This window comes from Streptomyces sp. NBC_00647, from assembly GCF_045207245.1.
Taxonomy (GTDB): Bacteria; Actinomycetota; Actinomycetes; order Streptomycetales; family Streptomycetaceae; genus Streptomyces.
Genome location: NZ_CP109040.1, coordinates 9,738,992 through 9,755,281 on the forward strand (window position 1 = coordinate 9,738,992; position 16,290 = coordinate 9,755,281).

General features: G+C 70.0%; 15 protein-coding genes and 3 pseudogenes. 8 read left to right on the forward strand and 10 right to left on the reverse strand.

Annotated elements, in window-relative coordinates; genetic code table 11:
* Positions 1 to 251 precede the first annotated feature (251 nt).
* Positions 252 to 1,046, forward strand: coding sequence for a SigB/SigF/SigG family RNA polymerase sigma factor (locus OG788_RS42940; RefSeq protein ID WP_351555717.1), 795 nt, complete (start codon positions 252 to 254; stop codon positions 1,044 to 1,046).
* Positions 1,047 to 1,252: 206 nt separating this feature from the next.
* On the opposite strand, the gene OG788_RS42945 is transcribed toward OG788_RS42940, so the two are convergent.
* Positions 1,253 to 1,408 (reverse strand): DUF6131 family protein, encoded by a 156-nt coding sequence (locus OG788_RS42945; RefSeq protein WP_406376304.1) that lies wholly within the window; start codon positions 1,406 to 1,408, stop codon positions 1,253 to 1,255.
* Between the two features lie 11 nt (positions 1,409 to 1,419).
* Here OG788_RS42945 and OG788_RS42950 point away from each other — a divergent pair, with 11 nt between their 5' ends.
* The 4 genes and pseudogenes from OG788_RS42950 to OG788_RS42965 all read left to right on the forward strand — a co-directional run bounded on the left by OG788_RS42950 (position 1,420) and on the right by OG788_RS42965 (position 3,057).
* Positions 1,420 to 1,725 carry a Tn3 family transposase gene (locus tag OG788_RS42950; RefSeq protein WP_406376305.1) on the forward strand — a complete coding sequence of 102 codons (306 nt, stop codon included), beginning with the start codon at positions 1,420 to 1,422 and terminating at the stop codon, positions 1,723 to 1,725.
* A gap of 44 nt (positions 1,726 to 1,769) precedes the next feature.
* Positions 1,770 to 1,883, forward strand: a pseudogene (locus tag OG788_RS42955) (hypothetical protein); the annotation flags it as partial.
* A gap of 124 nt (positions 1,884 to 2,007) precedes the next feature.
* The gene (locus OG788_RS42960) at positions 2,008 to 2,409 is read left to right on the forward strand and encodes a helix-turn-helix domain-containing protein (protein WP_406376306.1); all 402 of its coding nucleotides are present in this window, start codon (positions 2,008 to 2,010) and stop codon (positions 2,407 to 2,409) included.
* 66 nt (positions 2,410 to 2,475) lie between these two features.
* Positions 2,476 to 3,057 (forward strand): dihydrofolate reductase family protein, encoded by a 582-nt coding sequence (locus OG788_RS42965; RefSeq protein WP_406376307.1) that lies wholly within the window; start codon positions 2,476 to 2,478, stop codon positions 3,055 to 3,057.
* 154 nt (positions 3,058 to 3,211) lie between these two features.
* On the opposite strand, the pseudogene OG788_RS42970 reads toward OG788_RS42965, so the two are convergent.
* The 9 genes and pseudogenes from OG788_RS42970 to OG788_RS43010 all read right to left on the reverse strand — a co-directional run.
* Positions 3,212 to 3,672, reverse strand: a pseudogene (locus OG788_RS42970) (transposase); the annotation flags it as partial.
* A 156-nt stretch (positions 3,673 to 3,828) separates the two neighbouring features.
* A complete protein-coding gene (locus OG788_RS42975) occupies positions 3,829 to 5,037 on the reverse strand; it encodes a S8 family peptidase (protein WP_406376308.1) in 1,209 nt (402 codons plus the stop codon).
* A 271-nt stretch (positions 5,038 to 5,308) separates the two neighbouring features.
* Positions 5,309 to 5,427: pseudogene (locus OG788_RS42980) on the reverse strand (class II aldolase/adducin family protein); the annotation flags it as partial.
* 57 nt (positions 5,428 to 5,484) lie between these two features.
* Positions 5,485 to 8,268 carry a fumarate reductase/succinate dehydrogenase flavoprotein subunit gene (locus OG788_RS42985; RefSeq protein WP_406376309.1) on the reverse strand — a complete coding sequence of 928 codons (2,784 nt, stop codon included), beginning with the start codon at positions 8,266 to 8,268 and terminating at the stop codon, positions 5,485 to 5,487.
* Positions 8,269 to 8,279: 11 nt separating this feature from the next.
* Positions 8,280 to 9,047, reverse strand: coding sequence for an ABC transporter ATP-binding protein (locus OG788_RS42990; RefSeq protein WP_406376310.1), 768 nt, complete (start codon positions 9,045 to 9,047; stop codon positions 8,280 to 8,282).
* A complete protein-coding gene (locus tag OG788_RS42995) occupies positions 9,031 to 9,981 on the reverse strand; it encodes an ABC transporter permease (RefSeq protein ID WP_406376311.1) in 951 nt (316 codons plus the stop codon). The genes OG788_RS42990 and OG788_RS42995 overlap by 17 nt, the downstream gene beginning before the upstream one ends.
* Positions 9,978 to 11,321 (reverse strand): ABC transporter substrate-binding protein, encoded by a 1,344-nt coding sequence (locus OG788_RS43000; RefSeq protein ID WP_406376312.1) that lies wholly within the window; start codon positions 11,319 to 11,321, stop codon positions 9,978 to 9,980. The genes OG788_RS42995 and OG788_RS43000 overlap by 4 nt, the downstream gene beginning before the upstream one ends.
* 16 nt (positions 11,322 to 11,337) lie before the next feature.
* Positions 11,338 to 11,565, reverse strand: coding sequence for a ferredoxin family protein (locus tag OG788_RS43005; protein WP_406376313.1), 228 nt, complete (start codon positions 11,563 to 11,565; stop codon positions 11,338 to 11,340).
* A 41-nt stretch (positions 11,566 to 11,606) separates the two neighbouring features.
* Positions 11,607 to 12,395, reverse strand: a complete 789-nt coding sequence (locus OG788_RS43010; RefSeq protein ID WP_351555743.1) for a GntR family transcriptional regulator — start codon at positions 12,393 to 12,395, stop codon at positions 11,607 to 11,609.
* Positions 12,396 to 13,437: 1,042 nt separating this feature from the next.
* Here OG788_RS43010 and OG788_RS43015 point away from each other — a divergent pair.
* From OG788_RS43015 to OG788_RS43025, 3 genes are all read left to right on the forward strand, one after another.
* On the forward strand, positions 13,438 to 14,412 hold the full coding sequence (locus OG788_RS43015) for an ABC transporter permease (protein WP_406376314.1): 975 nt from the start codon (positions 13,438 to 13,440) through the stop codon (positions 14,410 to 14,412).
* Positions 14,409 to 15,149 (forward strand): ABC transporter ATP-binding protein, encoded by a 741-nt coding sequence (locus tag OG788_RS43020; RefSeq protein ID WP_406376315.1) that lies wholly within the window; start codon positions 14,409 to 14,411, stop codon positions 15,147 to 15,149. The genes OG788_RS43015 and OG788_RS43020 overlap by 4 nt, the downstream gene beginning before the upstream one ends.
* A gap of 87 nt (positions 15,150 to 15,236) precedes the next feature.
* On the forward strand, positions 15,237 to 16,289 hold the full coding sequence (locus OG788_RS43025) for an aliphatic sulfonate ABC transporter substrate-binding protein (protein WP_406376316.1): 1,053 nt from the start codon (positions 15,237 to 15,239) through the stop codon (positions 16,287 to 16,289).
* Position 16,290: the final 1 nt, after the last annotated feature.

Consider the following 16,290-nt stretch of genomic DNA (forward strand, 5'->3'; position numbering starts at 1 on the left):
GACGCGCAATTGTCGGCATTACTGAATCGGCCCGCAAATATCACGCTTCAGGACCGGTCGATGCCCCAGCGTCACGCCATTTCGAAATCGGTTTACCGGGTCGACGCGAGGGCAACCCCACATTAGTGCTTCGGACGGAAGGCACGTCCGTGGGAGCGGTCAGCTCCGGAAGACGGTGTCTCGCGTCGCTCGTGCGTGCGCCCCATGGTGTTCCGCCCAGTCGGCAACCCCTTGAGGGAGTTGTAAGCACCATGCGCCCTACGATCACCACGAAGCGGCATACGCATCACGACGCCCCCGATACCGCCGCCCCCTTCGCCCACCTGGCCGGTCTCCCCGACGGACCCGAGCGACAGGCTCTGCGTGACGAAATCGTGCAGGCGTGGATGCCCATGGCGGAACGGATCGCCGGCAAGTACCGCGGCCGGGGCGAGTCCGTCGAGGATCTGACCCAGGTCGCCGCGTTGGGCCTGGTCAAGTCCGTCGACCGTTTCGAACCAAGCCGGGGCAACGCGTTCGAGAGCTATGCGGTCCCGACCATCGTCGGAGAGATCAAGCGTCACTTCCGCGACCACATGTGGGTCCTCCACGTGCCGCGCCGGGTCCAGGAAGCGCGTAACAAGGTGCGCACCGCCATGAAGGACCTCGCACCGACGCTCTCGGACCGTCGGCCCACCGTCACGGAGATCGCCGAGTGCGCGCACCTGACGGAAGACGACGTACGCACCGGTCTGGAAGCCCTGGACAGTTTCGCGACGCTGTCCCTGGACGCCGAACTGCCCGGCGGTGACAACGGATTCACCCTGGCCGACGCGCTGGGCGAGTCCGATGCAGGTTTCGACCTGGTCGTCGACCGCGAAGCCGTCAAGCCGGCTCTGCGCACACTTCCCGAGCGCGAGCGGACGATCCTCTACCTGCGGTTCTTCTGCGGCATGACACAGAGCTGCATCGCGGACCAGCTCGGCATCTCGCAGATGCATGTGTCGCGTCTGCTCAGCAGCACGTGCGCGTCGCTGCGCGATGAGGTGCTCTCGGACGCACCGTAGGCTCCGGGAGCGGAAGAGCCGGCCGCCCGGCGGGTTCGCCGTTCGCAGAAACCAGGCGGCCGGGGCTCGGGAATCATGGAGGGCCGCACCGAACCGCTGCGGGGGCGTGCAGCCCATAGCGATGTCCGTGAGTGATGTCCGTCCCCACGGGACATCGCTGATCTTGGTCTGACGAACGCTCTGGAACGGCGGTTACCGGTCAGCCACTACCAGTAGTGGCGTCGTCCGCCGACCTCATGTCCTATCGCTCCCAGAATCCACAGCAGAATTCCGACCACGACCAGGACGACCCCTATGGTCCAAAGAATTCCCATGCCCGCAATGAGGCCGACGACGAGCAGAATGAGTCCGAGGATGATCATGGCGTCCTCCGATGACGGGACGTCGTCTGCGGGCGTCCCCATTTCCTTTCACGAGTCCCCGTCTTCCTGTGAGGCAAACGGGCTCTTCACCATGCGAAGTGTCTTCGGTGAGGCTGATGCGCCGATTGTCGTCGAACTCGCGCAAAGCCCACATCTACAAGGCGTTCATTGAGGTCGGGCGCGTGATGCGGACCGTGGCGCTGCTGCGGTTCCTCGCCGACTCGGGGCTGCGGGCACGGGGTGACGGCGGCCACCAACAAGGCCGAGGCCCACAAGGGGTTCTCGGCCTGGACCCCGGTTCGGCAACCAGGGCGTGATCGCCGAGAACGACCCGGCCGAGTAGGAAAAGCCGGTCAAATGGAACTCGCTGCTGTGCAACCTGATCGTGTTCCACACCGCGATCGACATGATGGAGGTCATCCGGCAGCTGGTTACCGAGGGGTGGCAGGTGACCGCCGAGGATCTGGCCCGGCTCTCGCCCCACCTGACTCCCACATCCTCCGGTTCGGCGCCTACGCGACCGACGAACTCCACATCCCGCCGGACGTGTTCGACCCCGCGCTGGACGAGGTCGACTGCTCTACCCTCCGGAGGAGCTGATGCGACGGCTGTGCGAGACCCCCGGCCTGTGGCTGGTCCGCCATACGAGCAGCGTCATCGCGGCGACCAGCGGGGCGGTGGCGATCGGCCACTTGAGGGTGGCAGCCGGTGTCAGCAGCACTCATCTGGCACAGCGGTTCAAAGAGCTCATCGGCGTCACACCGAAGCGGCTGGCCCGCACCCACCGCTTCGCCGCCACCATGTTCGCGATCAACCCCGCCGGACCGATCGACTGGGGCGACCTCGCCGCGGGCGCAGGCTACTTCGATCAGGCCCACTTCGGCCGCGAAATCCGGGCGTTCACCGGGCTCACGCCTACCCGGTACGTCGAAGTCCGGCGGCGGTTCCTGCGCGAACATCCCGGCCACGCGCTGGACAGCTGGCCGCTCCCGGCCGATTGATTTCTGACAAGAGCGACAGCTCGCGACACGCTAATTTGGGGGCATCCCAAAGCTGAGGAGAGCCCCGTGGGCAAGGTGGTCATGTACAGCTCGGTGTCGGTGGACGGCTTCATCGCGGACGAGAATGACCAGCCCGGACCGCTGTTCGACTGGTTGTCCAGCGGTGACGTCCCGTTGGACGAGAGCGGCGAGCTGAAGGTGTCGCGGACGTCCTACGACTACACCCGGCCGTACTGGGACCAGATCGGGGCGACACTCGTCGGCCGCCATGTCTTCGACATGACGGACGGCTGGGACGGGAAGCCTCCGGGCGGGATCGACCACGTGGTCGTCGTGACGCACCGGCCGAAGCCCGAGGGCTGGGACCCCGAGGCGCCGTTTCACTTCGTCGACGGCGTCGAGGCGGCCGTGGCCAAGGCGCAGGAGCTTGCGGGTGACCGCATGGTCGAGGTCGCCGCCGGCGACGTCGGTGGCCAGGTGCTTGCCGCGGGCCTGATCGACGAGGTGCGCATGGACGTCGTACCCGTTGTGTTCGGGTCCGGCAAGCGCTACTTCGGGTCGGTCCACGCGCAGCACCTGTTGGAGGATCCTGACGTGGTGATTCAGGGCAACCGGGTGCTTCACCTGCGCTATCGGGTGCGCCGTTGACCGATCTGAGCGGGTAGGCGAAGAAGTCCACTGCGAACGGTGACACAGGATCGGGCCTCCGGCTGCGTCTGCGCATCGCTGTCCCTGGTCGGGCAGCCGACGCCGATCCGCCCCAGCACCTCACCTGCGGCCAGTTCAACTCGAGATCACTGGTTGTGCGGCCGAGCTTGGCGATCTCGACCAGCGGCCTGGGGACGCCGGCGCTGAGCGACTCGATCAGCTTGACCATCAGCTCGCGGCCCGCGGCTGGGTCGGGGTGCCGGTAGGCGGCGATCATCCGCTGGTAGATGCCCCAGGTGGCCTCGACCTCGACGTGCATCGATGGCGAACAGGGCCGTGAGTCGGGCGGCCTGCTTGTCGGTGACCAGGTCGGCACCGGTGTGCAGGGTTCGCCGGGGCACTGTGGAGCGGGTCGTTCTTACGGCCGCGGCGGCCGCGGGTGGTCTGCTGAACGTGGCGGCGGCAGTCGTTCAGGGCGTCGCCGGCCAGGCGCACCACGTGGAAGGGGTCCATCACCGCGACCGCGACGGAGATCTCCTCAGCGGCGGCGCTCTCGAGGCCGGTGAACCCGTCCATCGCGACGACCTCCACGGCCTCGCGCCATGCGTGGGGGCGCCCTCGGTGCCGTCATCGGCCTCCAGGACCCGGCACGCCAGGACCGCGCGATCGGGCTCCGGACGCTGGCCGACCCGACCGGGCCGTGGCCGGATCCCCGAAGGCCTCAGCGGCCCACGGGGACCCGGCGGGCGACCCGTCCGAATCGGCGGGGTGTTACGCGACGAGCCTGAGGAGCTTGTTGGGCGACCCGGTGCCGATGCCGGTCAGGACGTTGGACGTGGCGCCGCTGACCAGCGCGTCGGCGACCTCGGCCGGAGTGGCCGTGGGGTGGCTGGTGAGATACACGGCGGCCGCGCCCGACACGTGCGGGGCGGCGAACGAGGTGCCCGAGCCGGTGTAGGTGGCGGTGTCCGAGGTGTTCCACCCGGCGGTGATGTTCGACCCGGGGGCGAACAGGTCAACCCTGGAGCCGTAGTTGGAGTAGCTGGCCCTGGCGTCGCTGCTGGTGGTGGCGCCGACGGTGATGGCGCTGCTCACTCGGGCGGGGGAGTAGTTCGCTGCGTTGGCGCCGGAGTTGCCGGCCGCGATGGAGTAGGTCACTCCGGAGGCGATGGAGTTGCTGACCGCGGTGTCCAGTGCGGTGCTGGCGCTGCCTCCGAGGGACACGTTGGCCACGGAGGGGCCGGTGTGGTTGGCGGTGATCCAGTCGACCCCGGCGATCACTCCGGCCGTGGTGCCGGAACCGTCGTTGCCAAGGACCCGGACCGCTACGATCTTGGCCTTCTTGGCGACCCCGTAGGTGCTGCCCGCGACGGTGGTGGCCACGTGGGTTCCGTGGCCGTAGCCGTCCTGGGCGGTGGAGTCGTTGTCGACGAAGTCGTAGCCGTACGAGGCCCGGCCGTTGATCTCCGAGTGGGAGATCCGGACGCCGGTGTCCAGGACGTAGACGGTCGCCCCGCCGCCTGCGGTGTCGGGGTAGGTGTAGGTGCCGCTCAGCGGGCGGGCCGCCTGGTCGATCCGGTCCAGTCCCCAAGGGGCGCTGGACTGGGTGGCGTCGACGTGGACCTTCTGGTCCTGCTCGACAGTGGCGACGGACGGGTCGGCGGCGAGTCTGCGGGCCTCGGTGGCGGTGAGGGTCGCGGTGTAGCCGTTGAGCGCGGAGCCGAAGGTGCGCTTCACCTTGCCGCCGTAGCCGGTTATCAGGTTCCTCCCGGTGGTGGAGGCGGCCTTGAGGCCCGCCGAGTTCTTGAGGGTGACGATGTAGCTGCCGGGGACGGCCGCAGCCGACCCGGTGTGCAGCACCCGGCCCTCGGGCGACGCCGCGTGCGCCGGTAATGCGGTGCCCGCTCCCAGGGTGGCGGCGGTGACGGTCGTCGTGATCGCCGCGGCGATCAGACGCCCGGTGGTATGGATCAGTGTCATCGCGAGTGTTCCTTCTCGATCGGTGGCGCGCTGTGCGGGCGCGCTCGACGGGGGCTTCGCTGCACACATCGCCGGAGGCCGGAGTCAGCTCCTGCGGTTTTCCTACCGTTGAACACCGCGGACCGGGGGAACAAGGGAAAACGGTTCTTGTCATATCCCTGCCATGACGCGTCCATGGCGCGTAATGGAGCGTCATGTGCGTGTAAAGAAAATGCGGTCGCGGACACGGGCCGATCGGATGGCTCCGGGTCGAAAGGGGGGCCGGAATTGCTCAGCGCCGCGTCAGCTCCAACTCCAGCAGCCACTCGACGACTTCCGTGTGGTGCCGGGCCTGCCGCGGATCGGCACCCCACGCGGACAGCCGTGCCCGGCCACGACCGCAGCCGGCATCGGAACCCGGGGCCGCGGCCCGCCCCTCCGGCACTCGGCCCGAGGCGGAGGGCGCCGTCACCGTGCTCGTGCCGCGTAGGCCCGGACATCCGCGTCCGGGTCGGCCGTCGCCGTGGCCAGGGCGGCGCGGGCGTCCTCGACGGCACGGTGCCGGGTCAACGCCAGTACGGCGGCCTTGCGTACGTCGGCGTTCGGGTCGTCCAGGGCCTCTGCCAGGGCGGGGACCGCCAGGCCGGGGTCCGCGAACGACAGGGCCGTGGCGGAGCCGGCCCGGACCTGCCAGGCCGCATCCGACAGGGCGGCCACGGCGCGGGCGTCCAGCGGTGCCGGGCAGCCGATGGCGCCCAGTGCCTCGTAGGCGGCCGCACGCACCAGGGCGTCCGGATCGTCGATCAGCTCGGACAGGGCCGAGTGGGCCGTACCGGGCTCGGGGCCCGTCGGTGTGGTGTCGCCGAGCTGCCCCGCGACGGTGGTGCCCAGTGCCTTGGCGATCGTGACGCGGACCTCACGGGACGGGTCCACGGCCGCGCGGGCCACGTCCGCGGTGGCGTCGACCGACACGAGCGCACGCACGGCCGCGATACGGACGGCGATGCTGGAGTCCGAGAGAGAGTCCCGGAACAGTGCGGCGTCACCGAGACGCAGGGCGCGCAGAACGTCCAGCGCGGCGGCCCGCACGATGGGGTCTGCTCCGGACAAGGCGGCGGCGAGGCCGTCGCGCAGCGCCGGTTCGGGCGGCAGCGTCTCGACGAGTTCGCGCAATGAGCCGGCCGCGGCCTCGCGCACGTCGGCGTCGGCGTCGACGAGTGCCGCGGCGAGGGCGGGTCCGGTGCCGGGCGGCACGGTCTCGGTCAGGACGGTGACGGCGGTCCGCCGGACGGTGGGATCGGCGTCGCTCAAGTAGGGCGCGACGGAGGACAGTTCGGGCTCCTCCTCCGCGAGCGAGAGCAGTTCGAGGAGGCGCGGTGTGGTGGGTGCGTCCGCGGCGGCGGCGCGGTGGACGGTCGCGCCGCTCGGTGAGGTTTCGTGCGCCATCGTCACCGGCGCCGCTTCCCGGGCCCCGGCGGTCGCCACCTGCTGAGGGTGGACCTCGCCGAGGTGACGGGAGGGGCCGCCGACCGGGGTGAAGCCGTCGACCGGCACCAGATACGGAGCCACCGGACGGGTGGTGAACTCCATAGTGCCGGAAGGCGACTTGTACAGGTCGAGGTGGTGGAACCAGGAGGTGTCGTCGCGCCGGGGGTGGTCGAGGCGGTCGTGGTAGAGGCCCCAGCGGGACTCCGTGCGCGCCAGGGACGCCCGCGCGGCCATCTCCGCGCAGTCGCGGATGAAGGTGACCTCGGCGCAGCGCATCAGCTCGTGCGGGGTGCGGGCGCCCATCTCCGCGATGTCGTCACGCATGCGCTCGAACGCCTCCAGGGCGAGGGACAGCCGGGCGCCGGACTTCGGCGGGGCCACATAGTCGTTCACGAAACGGCGCAGCTTGTACTCGACCTGGGGCTGCGGCGGGCCGTCCGGGTTGCGCAGCGGGCGGTAGATCAGATCGTGCGCCTCGCGCAGCTGGGCGGACGGCAGTTCACCCTCGTACGCCGTGTACCGGGCCGCGTCCGCGCCCGCCAGATCGCCGAACACGAAAGCGCCGATCATGTAGTTGTGCGGGACACAGGCCAGGTCTCCGGCGGCGTACAGACGCGGCACGGTCGTACGGGCGTGGTCGTCCACGCGTACGCCCGAGGCCGAATGGCCACCGCACAGACCGATTTCGGAGATGTGCATCTCGATGTCGTGCGTGCGGTAGTCGTGGCCGCGGCCGGAGTGGAACGTGCCCCGGGTCGGGCGCTCGGTCGAGTGGAGGATCGACTCCAGCGCCGCGACCGACTCCTCCGGGAGGTGGCTCAGCTTCAGGTACACCGGGCCGCGGTCGGACGCCACCTCGGCCGCGAACTCGGCCATCATCTGCCCGGACCAGTAGTCGGAGTCGACGAACCGTTCGCCGTGCCGGTTGACCTGGTAGCCGCCGAAGGGGTTGGCCACGTAGGCGCAGGCAGGACCGTTGTAGTCCTTGATCAGCGGGTTGATCTGGAAGCATTCGATGCCGGTGAGTTCGGCACCCGAGTGGTACGCCATGGAGTAGCCGTCGCCCGCGTTGGTCGGGTTCTCGTACGTGCCGTACAGGTAGCCGGAGGCGGGCAGGCCCAGCCGGCCGCAGGCGCCGGTCGCCAGGATCACGGCGCCCGCGCGGACGGTGACGAACTGCCCTGTACGGGTGTTGAATCCCGCCGCCCCCACGGCCTGCCCCCGCGCCGTCAGCACGCGCACCGGCATCACCCGGTTCTCGATGCGGATCCGCTCCCGCATCTCACGCCGTCGCAGCTGCCGGTACAGGACCTTCTTGACGTCCTTGCCCTCCGGCATGGGCAGCACGTAGGAGCCGGAGCGGTGCACCTGGCGGACCGCGTACTCGCCGTGCTCGTCCTTCTCGAACTTCACCCCGTACGACTCCAGGCGCTGCACCATGGCGAAACCGCGGGTCGCGGTCTGGCGGACGGTGGACTGGTCGACGATGCCGTCGTTGGCGCGGGTGATCTCGGCGACGTAGTCGTCGGGTTCGGCGCGGCCCGGGACGACGGCGTTGTTGACGCCGTCCATGCCCATGGCGAGGGCGCCGGAGTGGCGGACGTGGGCTTTCTCCAAGAGGATCACCCGCGCGCCGTGTTCGGCGGCGGTCAGCGCCGCCATGGTGCCGGCGGTGCCGCCCCCGATGACGAGGACGTCGCAGCTGAGCTCCTCGGCGTCGTCGAGGGCGGGGATCTCCAGGGGGGTGTTCACGGGGGTGGTCACCGGTGTGCCTTTCAGGTACCGAGCGAGGAGAGGACGTCGCGTCGCAGCGCCACGCGCGCCGGGTCGTCGTGCGCCGTGCGGTCGCGCGGGCGGGGCACGGCGCGCACTGCGGCGAGCCGGCCGGAGCCGAGCAGCGCCACCCGGTCGCCGAGGAAGAGCGCCTCGTCGACGTCGTGGGTGACGAACACGACGGTCGCGCCCGTGCCCCGCAACACCTCCACCAGCAGGTCCTGCATACCGGCGCGGGTCTGGGCGTCGAGGGCGCCGAAGGGCTCGTCCATGAGGACGGCGCGCGGCGCGGGCGCCAGGGCGCGGGCCAGCTGTGCGCGCTGGCGCTGGCCACCCGAGACGCGGTGCGGCAACTGTCCGGCCTGCTCGGCGAGTCCGACCCGGGTGAGCCAGGACTCGGCCTGTGCGCGGCGTTCGGCTCGGGACAACCCCGCGATGGCGAGCGGCAGTTCGACGTTCGCGCGCAAGCTGCGCCAGGGCAGGAGAGCGTCCTCCTGGAAGATCAGGGCGCGGTCGGCGGAGGGGCCCGTCAGCCGGCGCGTGTCCTGGGCGACCTCGCCGGCGAGGGGAGACAGCAGCCCGGCCAGCGTGCGCAGGAGCGTCGACTTGCCGCAGCCGGAGGGACCGACGACGGTGAGGATCTCGCCGGGAGTCACGTCGAGGTCCACCCGGTCCAGCACGGGCGCGCCCGGGCGACCGAGGGTGGCGTCGCGCAGGGCGAGCCCCGCCCCCGTGCGCGACGGTGAACGGGCGTCAGACAAGCTGGTCATGGGGCACGTCCTCCTCGGTCCTGGGTGCTACGGGTACGGGGGTGCCGGCATCGCGCACCCGCCGCGGGACCCGCACCCCGGGCACGTACGACGTGCGCGGCAGCCAGTGGGTCAGGCGACGGCCCAGGAGCTCCACGGCCGTGGAGGTGACCCAGCCGAGGACACCGATCGTCACCATCCCGACGAACACGCCCGGATAGTTGACGATCGTGTAGTCCTGCCAGGTGCGGTAGCCGACGCCGTACTGGCCGGAGATCATCTCGGCGGAGATGACGCAGATCCACGAGACGCCGAGGCCGACCGACAGGCCGCCGAAGATGCCGGGCAGCGCGCCGGGCAGGACGACCGAGCCGAGGATCCGCAGGCGGCCGCCGCCCATGGTGCGCACCGCCTCTTCCCACACCGGGGTCAGCGCGCGGACGGAGTGCCGGGTGGAGACCAGGACGGGGAAGAAGGCGGCGGTGAAGGTGATGAAGACGATGCCCTGTTCGTTGGAGGGCAGGAGGAGGATCGCCACGGGGACGAGGGCGATGGCCGGGATGGGCCGGATCACCTCCAGCAGCGGGCCGAGCAGGTCCTCGGCGAGGCGGGAGCGGGCGACGAGCACGCCGATGGCCACGCCCAGGACGGCGGCGAGCAGGAAGCCGGTGAGGATGCGCGTGAGGCTGTCGGTGAGGTCCGTCCAGTAGTCGGGGCCGGACAGGCGTTCGGTGAAGGTGCGTGCCACGTCGGCGACCGTGGGGAACTGGGAGAAGCGCAGCCACAGGTCGACGTTCAGGCTGGTCAGCAGCTGCCAGAGGCCGAGGGCGGCCGCCAGCGAGCCGAGGCGCAGTGCGAACCGGCCCGCCCGCCGCGGATACCGGGGCGTGAACCGGCCGGCCCGGTGCGGATGCCGGGGCGTGAACCGGCCGGCCCGGTGCGCGTCCCGGGTCATGACGCCCGCCGTAGTGCGTCGGCGTACGTGATGACACGGGCGCCGCCGTGCTCGGCCACGTACGCCTTCGCGGTCGCCGGTGCGACGAAGGGGAGGAGCCGGACGCCGTCGGCCACCCAGACCGCCCTGTCGGCGAACCACAGGGTGCCGGTGGTGGCGTCGGGTACGTAGGCGGCGCGGATCGCGTCCTTGTTCCGGCCGACGTAACTCAGCAGCGCTGCCGGAGACTTGAGAGTACGGGTCTGTTCGGCGCCCTTGGGCCACACCTCGCTCGCGACCGGTGCGGGCGTCGCGGCGAGGCGCTCGGCGTAGGAGGGTCCGAGGGCCTTCCTGACGTACCGGTCGTCGACGAAGGCGTCCACGTCCACGTCACCGGTGAGCTTCGCCGACCTGAGGATCGACACGTCCCGCTTCAGGGCGGAGACGAGCTGCGGTTTGATCGCCGGAGCGAAGGTGGAGATGCCGTGGGCGCCGTTGTAGAGGTAGACGACCTCGGCGGGCAGGCCGGTGGCCTCGGCTACTTTCTCGGCGGCGGGGACGGGGTGGGCGTTGAGATAGTCCGTCGCCTCTGCCTGGGCCTTGAGGAAGGCTTCCAGGACGGCGGGCCGCTCCTTGGCGAAGTCCTCGCGGGCGGTGACACCGTGGAAGGTGGGCAGGTTCAACTGGGCGCCGTCGTAAAGGGCCTTGGCCTTGCCCTGGTAGGCGAGCAGGCCCGGCCAGGCGACGAACTGCGACAGCGCGTCCGCGCTGCCCCCGGAGAGGGCGGACGCCCCCACCGCCGGTTGCTGGTTGAGCTTCTGGATGTCCTTGTCGGGGTCGATGCCGGCGCGTCGCAGGGCGCGTATCAGTGTGCCGTCGGCGGCCGAGCCGATGCTCGTCGAGACCTTCTTGCCCTTCAGGTCCGCGAGGGAGCCGAGCGGGGAGTCGGGGGCGGTGACGATGGTGTTGAGGCCGCCGCGGAGGTTGTAGCCGGTGACCGAGACGAGGTGGGTGGGGCGGCCGACTTGCTTGCCCCGGGCCGCGTTGATGAGAAGAGGGAAGTCACCCATCGAGCCGATGTCGATCTTCCCGGCGGTCATCTGGGCGGTGATGGGGGCACCAGTGGCGTAGTCCTGCCAGTCGACCTTGTAGGTGTGGCCGTCGTGGAGGGCGTTGAGGTCCTTCTCGAAGTAGCCGAGAGACCGCAGAAGGGTGCCTGCCGTCACCGTGTTGATGGTCTTGGACTGGTAGCCGACGGTGACGGTGACGGTGGAGCCGTCGCTTCCCGCCGCGGCGTTGCCGCCGCAGGCCGTCAGAGGGAGGAGAAGGAGGGCACCTGCGGCAACTGGTGTGAATTTCATGGGAGTTCGGGGCCTTTCACCGGAGCAGGTAGGGCATGTTGACCGTGACGGCTCCGGTGGGACAGCGGGCCGCGCACGGGCCGCAGTACCAGCACTCGTCGACGTGCATGTACGCCTTGCCGCTGCCGTCGTCGATGGCGAGGGAGTCCAGCGGGCACATGTCCACGCAGAGCGTGCAGCCTTCGATGCACTTCGACTGGTCGATGGTCACGGGCACATCGGCCCGCTGGGGTGTCAAGGGCATGGCTGTCTCCGGGAAGGTCGTGCTGAGGAAGGGGGACGGGGTCAGAGCGACCGGTGCAGGAGGCCGCTCATCGTGATGCGGTCGCCGCGGAATCGGATGAACTCCAGGTCGACCGGGCGGCCGTCGGCGAGGTGAGTGAGCCGTTCCAGCATGAGGACGGCCGCGCCGCGCGGGGCTTCGAGCACGGCGGCGGAGTGGGCGTCGGCCGTGACCGCCTCCAGGGTGATTTCGGCGTGACCGAGGGGCTGGCCCGTGATGGTTTCCAGGAGGCGGAAGACGTCGGTGTTCTCCAGGTCGGCGCCGAGCAGGGCGGTGCCGACGTCCAGGGGGATGTAGGTGAGGTCGAGAGAAAGGGGGAGGCCACCCAGGCGGCGCAGGCGTTCGATGTAGAGGACGTCGGTGCCGGGCGGGACGTGAAGGCGCTCGGCGACCGGGGCGGGTGCCGGGGCGGGACCCACCGTGCGGACCTCGTTGGTGACTTGGCCGTGTTCACGGAGGGTCTCGGCGAGGCCCATCAGGCGGTCGAGGCCGTGGGGATATTTCCGGGCGACGACCACGGTGCCGACGCCGGGCTGGCGTTCGACGAGGCCTTCGGCCCGCAGGAGGTCGAGAGCCTGGCGGACGGTGTTGCGGGAAGCGCGGTACTCGCCGGCGAGGGTCGACTCGTGCGGCAGCGTGCCGGTGGGGAAGCCGCCGGTGAGGAGTTGGTGGCGGAGGAGGTCGGCAAGCTGCCGGGCCTGATCGGCGCGCAGTCGGCGCCGCGCGCGGTGGGCGGCGACGGTGGTCGCGCCCTGGCCGGCGTGGTCTCGGATGCGGTCGGTGGGAGGCACGGGTCGAACCCTAGCGATCCGATAGGAAAAGTCGTGTTGCTGAAGTGTTGCGCCACCTGACGCCTGGCCAGACACGCCACTGACCTGGGGTTTCCGGCGGCCGGTGGGAAGATGTGCCAGCTGCTGCCGGTCCCGGGGAGCGGTGCCGGGCGCTGCGGGACGCGATCCGCGGCGGAGCAGGCACCGACTTCCGCCCCCTCGGCGCAAGGGGCCGCCTCTCGTGTAGCGCCGTCCTCGACTGTGTTCTCCAGAGCGGGCCGGTTCCACGTTTCCGCAATGTGAGACCTGTCCGGAAGTTGTTGACCGACGGCGCGGGTGTCTGCTCAACTCACGTTCCATGAACCCCCGCGTGGATTTGACTCGGAGGCGCCACATCGACCTGGCGCACGTCTCCAGCGCGTTCTGTTGTCGTTGACCCCCAAGGTGTGCAGCTGATCCGCCAAGCGGTCCTCGGCAGCCGCAGCCGTCGATGGGCTCCGAAGGCCTGACCTCGGAAGGTTCGGTGCGATACCGCCTCAGCGGTGTCTCCCGGGGTACCGCGGTATCCGCGGGATGACTGCCTTCTCCTTCCCCTCGTACTTCCCTCCGCGCTCCCGCTCCTACTCCCTCCCTCTCCCTCTCCCCGGGGAGAAGTGGGTGCGGCGCACTGCGAGGTGGGCGAGGGGATCCGCCATCAGCTACGGGCCAAGGGCACGTCGTGCAAGTGGCGTGTGCCCGGCGGGACTTCCGTAAGGCGTCCCGGACGGCGCACACCGGCCGGCGCGGCGGCACGACCGTCACCACACAGCCAGGCCTTCGTCCGGTACGCCCGCGGAGCCGTCGAGGTTCTCGCGTCCGCGACCGGACCGGGTACCGGCTTCGTGGCCGTTCATCGCCGCTCATCGCCGTCATCATCCGTTCACTCCGACTCTCAGCACCCGGTGCGCCCAAACCCTCGAGAGGGGCCCCTCATGCCTCCGTCCATCCGCAAACTCACGCGCCGCATCGGCGCGGTCGCCGGTGACGCCCCGCACCGCAGCAAGGAGTTGGAGGTGGCCGCCCCATGACCGAGGTCAGCCTCAAGAGGCCGGCCGCCGAACCCGCTGCCGCCGCGTCGGCGATCGCCGACTCGACGACCGCCGAGTCGGCGACCGCGCCGACCACCGCGCCGGCGACCACCGCGCCGACTACCGCCGAGTCGGCGACCGCACCGGGGCGCGAGGTCTTCCTGCCGCGCGACGCCCGCCGCCGGACCCTGCTCCGCACCCTTCGCGAGCGGCTGCGCTGGCCGCTGGGCATCTACACCACTCCGGCCGTGATCCTCGTAACCTGGGAGATCCTGGCCAGGGCCGGAGCACTGAAGAAGACCTATGCCCCGGCACCGTCCTCCATCGTCGGATCCGCTGTCGATCTATGGCAACAGGGCGTCCTGGGACCGGACTTGGCCATCTCGCTGCAACGGGCCGGCATCGGTCTCACGCTCGGTCTGACGGTGGGGATCATCAGCGGTGTGCTCGGCGGGCTGCTGCGCAGCGGCGAGTATCTGTTCAACGGCCTCGTGCAGATCCTGAACACGATCCCGCTGCTGGCGGTGCTGCCACTGATGATCGTGTGGTTCGGCATCGACGAGCTCACGAAGGTGCTGCTGATCTCGTTCGGTGCGGGCGTCCCGATGTATCTCAACCTGTTCGCCGCGATCCGCGGCGTCGACCAGCGGCTGATCGAGATGACGCGGACGACGGGCGCGGGCACCTGGCGACTCGTGACGCGGGTGCTGGTGCCCGGAGCCCTGCCCGGGTTCCTGGTCGGACTCCGGTTCTCCCTCGCGTACAGCGTTCTGGGCCTCGTCGCCGCCGAGACGGTCAACGCAGACAAGGGGCTCGGGTTCCTCATCACCCAAGGGCAGACCTACCTGCAGACCGGCCAGGTCTTCGTGGGGCTGGTGATCTACTCGCTCCTCGGTCTGCTCGCCGACCAGTTCGTCCGGGTTCTCGAGCGGGTGCTGCTGCGGTGGCGTCCCAGTTATGAGGCGGCATGAGCACCACCGCAATTTCGCACGGCACACAGCCTCGCCGGCAGGCAGGCGCCGTCGTCGAGCAGGTCGTCCGCCGGTTCGGGGACCGGGTCGTCCTCGACCACCTGGACCTCACCATCGCCGACGAGGAGCTGGTGGTCCTGCTGGGCCCCTCCGGCTGCGGCAAGAGCACCCTCCTCAGGTTGCTCGCGGGGCTGGACCGGCCCGACGACGGGCGGGTCGAGGTCCCGGCCAAACGGGCGATCGTGTTCCAGGCCGACCGTCTGCTGCCGTGGCAGCGGGTGCTGCGCAACGTCACCCTCGGCCTGCACGGACCGGACGCCGACCAGCGGGCCCTCGACGTGCTCACCGAGGTCGGACTCGCGGGCCGCGAGAAGGCCTGGCCCAAGGAGCTCTCCGGCGGCGAGGCCCAGCGGGTGTCACTGGCACGGGCGCTCGTCTCGGAGCCCGAACTCGTGCTGCTCGACGAACCGTTCGCGGCGCTCGACGCGATCACGCGGCTGCGCATGCACGACCTCGTGCGGGAGCTGCGGAGCAGGCACCACGCGGCCATGCTGCTCGTCACCCACGACGTCGACGAGGCGATCGCGCTGGCCGACCGCGTCGTCGTCATGAGCAACGGACGCATCGGCACCTCGCACTTCGTCGAGCTGTCGGCCGGGGACCGCGAGGCGAGCATCGCGCGAGAGGAGCTGCGCTCCGCGCTTCTGGAAGACCTCGGTCTGGCCAACCAGCACTGATTTCGCCCAGCACATCCACCACATCCAGCACGTCCCGGCACATCCACCGACCCCTTCCACCACAGCACAGAAAGCACGTGAGAACCCATGTCCAGAAGACCCTCCCGTATCGTCGCCGCCGTCGGCCTGCTCGCCCTGGGAAGCACTCTCGTCGCCTGCGCCTCGACGTCGGAGGCCGCCGCGCCCCTGAGCGGTCCCAGCGGATCGGGGGCCGACAGCCACCCCGAGTGGAAGAAGTACACCTTCACCATCGGTGACAACGGCGGTGACGGCAGCCAGGAGCTGGCGAAGATCACCGGAGTGTTCGAGAACGCTCCCTACAAGGTGAAGTTCGCCCGCTTCACCTACGGCCCGCCGCTCGTGCAGGCGGCGGCCTCGGGTGACATCGACCTGGGCAGCGTCGGCGACGTGCCGCCGATCACCGGTGCCGCGAAGGAGTACGGCTTCAAGATCGTCGCCGTCAACCGCTCGCTCAGGCCCGACCAGGCACTGGAGAACATCATCGTGCCGAAGGGCTCGCAGCTGAAGACGCTGAAGGACCTCAAAGGCAAGAGGATCGCCGTGCCACAGGGCAGTTCGGCGCACGGTCTGGCCCTGAACGCGATCAAGAGCGTGGGCCTCGGTCTCAAGGACGTGAAGCTGGTCTTCCTCGATCCGGCGGCCGGCGCCACGGCGTTCAACACGGGCAAGGTGGACGCCTGGTCGATCTGGAATCCGCAGTCGGCGATCGCGGTCAAGAACGGCGCGCGGATCCTGGCGAAGGGTCTCCCGCCGATCGACCAGACGAGCAGCTACTACGTCGCCACCGACAAGTCGCTGAAGGACCCCACGAAGCGGGCGGCTCTCACCGACGTCCTGAAGAGGCTGTCCCGCGAGTTCGCCTGGGCGGTCGAGCACCCGGGCAAGCACGCGCAGGCGCTCTCTCGGGAGCAGGGCATTCCCCTGGCCGACGCCAAGGCGACGCTGGCCGCCTTCCAGTTCCGGGTCACTCCGGTGGGGAAGCCGGACATCGAGGCGGAGCAGAAGCTCGCCGACTCCTTCCGTGAGGCGGGCCAGATCACCAAGAAGGTCGATGTCTCGTCGATCACCGACAACCTCCTTCCGGCCGGATACGACAGCTCCAAGCTGTCGGTCGGCTGAG